The sequence below is a fragment of the Micromonospora sp. D75 genome (assembly GCF_018070405.1).
Classification (GTDB): Bacteria; Actinomycetota; Actinomycetes; order Mycobacteriales; family Micromonosporaceae; genus Micromonospora; species Micromonospora chalcea.
The window spans coordinates 1-2897 of record NZ_JAGPXV010000699.1; the positions used below are offsets into that span (position 1 = coordinate 1).

Genomic DNA, 2897 nt, shown 5'->3' on the forward strand with positions numbered 1-2897 from the left:
TCGTCCCGGCGAGCGCGGGACGGACGTACTTCTCGATCAGCGCCTCGTCCTGAGCCTGAACCATGTGCGGCAGCGCGATGCCGTGCGTGAACAGCGCGGCGATCAGCCCCGACGACCCGCCCGAGCGGATGATCTCCTCGGTGACCACCATCGAGTCGAGCAGGTCGCCGCCGCTGCCGCCGACCGACTCCGGGAAGCTGATGCCGAGCAGGCCGACCTTCGCGGCGGTCTCGTGCAGCGACCGGGGCAGTTCGCCGGCCCGCTCCCAGTCGGACAGGTGCGGCAGCACCTCCCGGACCACGAACGAGCGGGTCAGCTCGCGTAGCTGCCGGCGTTCCGGCGTGTCCACGATGGTCATGCCGGAGCCTCCGTCGGAAGGTCGACCACCCGGGAGCGCAGCAGCTCGCCGAGCGCCTTGGCCTGGGGGTCGAACCGGGTGGACGCGGCCACGCCCTGCCCGAGCAGCCCGCGGATCACGAAGTTGACGGCGCGCAGGTTCGGCAGCTCGTACCGCTCGACGGTGAGCGACGCCGTCTCCGGCAGCAGCTCGGTCAGCCGTTCCACGGTCAGCCAGTCGCGCAGCCACGGCCAGGTCGCGTCGGTGCGGGCCCAGACGCCCAGGTTGGCGTCGCCGCCCTTGTCGCCCGAGCGCGCGCCGACCAGCTCACCGAGCGGCCCCCGCCGGGTGGCGTGCAAGGAAGGGCCCCCTGTTAACGCCTCGTGTTGTACAAGGGTCCCTTCCAAACCGCTCGTCACCGTCGGCGGCGGGATCGGCACCCGCTCGCCGGAGGGCAGCACCGCCACATGCTCGACCGCGTCCTGCGCGATCGCGTCGGCGGTGAACACCCCGTACGGCGTCGCGTCACCGGGCAGCGTGGTGAGCGTGCAACCCGGATAGGAGGCCAGCGCCAGCTCCACCGCCGCCGCCGAGAACGCCCGCCCGGCCCGCGACTTGTCTCCGTCGCGCAGGTGTACGTGCAGCAGCGCGCTCGCCGCCTCGGTGTCGCCGGTGTCCGGGTGGTCGGTACGGGCCAGCGTGAACTCCAGCCCCTCCGTGCCGACCGACTCCTCGATCTGGGCGCGGACCAGTGCCGCCTTGGCCGGGATGTCCAGCCCGCACAGCACGAACGTCATCGAGTTGCGGAAGCCGCCCAGGTTGTTGACGCCCACCTTCAGCGTGTCCGGCGGCGGCGTGCCGCGCACCCCGGACACCCGGACCCGGTCCGGGCCCTCCTGCTCCAGCCGTACCGTGTCGAGCCGGGTCACCACGTCCGGCCCGAGGTAGTCCGGGCCGCCCACCTCGTACAGCAGCTGGGCGGTGACCGTCTCGACCGTCACCGCGCCGCCGGTGCCCGCGTGCTTGGTGAGCACCGACGAGCCGTCCGCGTGCAGCTCGGCGATCGGGAATCCGGGCCGGTGCCCGCCGTCCGGAAGTTCGGTGAAGAAGCTGAAGTTGCCGCCGGTGACCTGCGCGCCGCACTCGATCAGGTGCCCGGCCACCGTGGCCCCGGCCAGCGCGTCGAGGTCGTCGCGGGTCCACCCGAAGCGGGCGATCGCCGGGCCGACCGCCAGCGAGGCGTCGGTGACCCGACCGGTGACCACCACGTCCGCGCCCGCGTCCAGGCAGGCCGCGATCCCGAACGCGCCCAGGTACGCGTTGGCGGTCAGCGCGTCCGGCCGCTGGATCGCGTCGCCCTCGACGTACCCGACCCGCACCTGGAGGCCGAGCCGGTCGCCGAGCGACCGGATCGCGTCGGCCAGCCCCGCCGGGTTGAGGCCGCCCGCGTTTGTGACCAGCGTGACGCCGCGGTCCAGCGCGGTGCCGAGCACGCCCTCCGCCTGGCGCAGGAACGTCTTGGCGTAGCCCAGCGACGGGTCGCGCATCCGGTCCCGGCCGAGGATGAGCATGGTCAGCTCGGCCAGGTAGTCACCGGTCAGCACGTCCAGCTCGCCGCCGTCGAGCATCTCCCGCCAGGCGGCGAAACGGTCGCCGTAGAAGCCCGACGCGTTCCCGATCCGCAGCACGCTCATGAGGGAACTCCGCTCGCCGGTTCCCGCTTGTCACCGGGCGGGCCGGCGAACGCCTGGGCCACGTCCAGCCACTCGTCGGCCACCGGTCCGGTGGCGGTCAGGGCCAGGTCGACGCGGTGTCGGCGCTGCGTGACGAGCAGGCAGAAGTCGAGCGCCGGGCCGGTCACCCGGTCGGCCGCGTCGGCCGGCCCGAACTCCCACACGTCACCGCCCGCGGGCGCGGTCAGCTCCACCCGCACCGGCGCCGTGGGCACCGCACGGCCGTGGGCGGCGAAGCCGTGCCCGAGGGTACGGAAGCCGAGGTGCGCGATGTGGCGCAGGCGCTGCGTCGGGGTACGGCTGACGCCCAGCGCGTCTGCCACGTCCTCGCCGTGCGCCCACGTCTCCATCAGCCGGGCCGTCACCATCGAGGTGGGCGACATGCTGGTGCCGTACCAGGGGATCTTCTGCCCGGCCGGGACGGCGGTGAGCGCGCCGGCGAGCGCCGACCGGCCGGAACGCCAGCGGGCCAGCAGCGCAGGCGGGGGCGCGAGGAAGGACTCGGCGCCGTCCTCGACCAGGCGCGACGGGTCCGGCGCGGCCATCACCGAGGCGAAGAACGCGGACTCGTCGGTGGCCGCCAGGTAGGCGACGTGGTCGGTCCAGGCCAGGTGTGCGATCTGGTGTGCGACGGTCCAGCCCGGGGCCGGTGTCGGCCGCTCCCATCCGTCCGGCGGCAGGTCCGCGACGAGCGCGTCGAGTTGTTCGGACTCGGCGGCCAGATCCGCGAGCAGGGCTGTCAGGTCGACCATTGTGCCTCCGGGCGGGGGTGGGTCAGGGGATCAGTGCCGCTCGCTCTCGGGGGTGAGCAGCGCGGCGAGCTGGCG

At 73.8% G+C, this 2897-nt stretch carries 3 protein-coding genes; all 3 read right to left on the bottom strand.

Annotation, left to right across the window (positions count from 1 at the left end; all coding sequences use genetic code 11):
• The coding region (locus KBX39_RS27815; protein ID WP_210873343.1) for an acyl-CoA dehydrogenase family protein at positions 1–358 on the bottom strand (358 nt) is incomplete at its 3' end.
• Positions 355–2031 (bottom strand): acyclic terpene utilization AtuA family protein, encoded by a 1677-nt coding sequence (locus tag KBX39_RS27820; protein ID WP_210873345.1) that lies wholly within the window; start codon positions 2029–2031, stop codon positions 355–357. The genes KBX39_RS27815 and KBX39_RS27820, both read right to left, overlap by 4 nt.
• On the bottom strand, positions 2028–2822 hold the full coding sequence (locus KBX39_RS27825; RefSeq protein WP_210873347.1) for a TIGR03084 family metal-binding protein: 795 nt from the start codon (positions 2820–2822) through the stop codon (positions 2028–2030). Before KBX39_RS27825 ends, KBX39_RS27820 begins: the two co-directional genes overlap by 4 nt.
• Positions 2823–2897: the final 75 nt, after the last annotated feature.

Excerpts from the sequence above, each read along its gene's own strand:
- KBX39_RS27820 (WP_210873345.1), bottom strand. The coding sequence starts at position 2,031 with ATGAGCGTGCTGCGGATCGGGAACGCGTCGGGCTTCTACGGCGACCGT.
- KBX39_RS27825 (WP_210873347.1), bottom strand. The coding sequence starts at position 2,822 with ATGGTCGACCTGACAGCCCTGCTCGCGGATCTGGCCGCCGAGTCCGAA.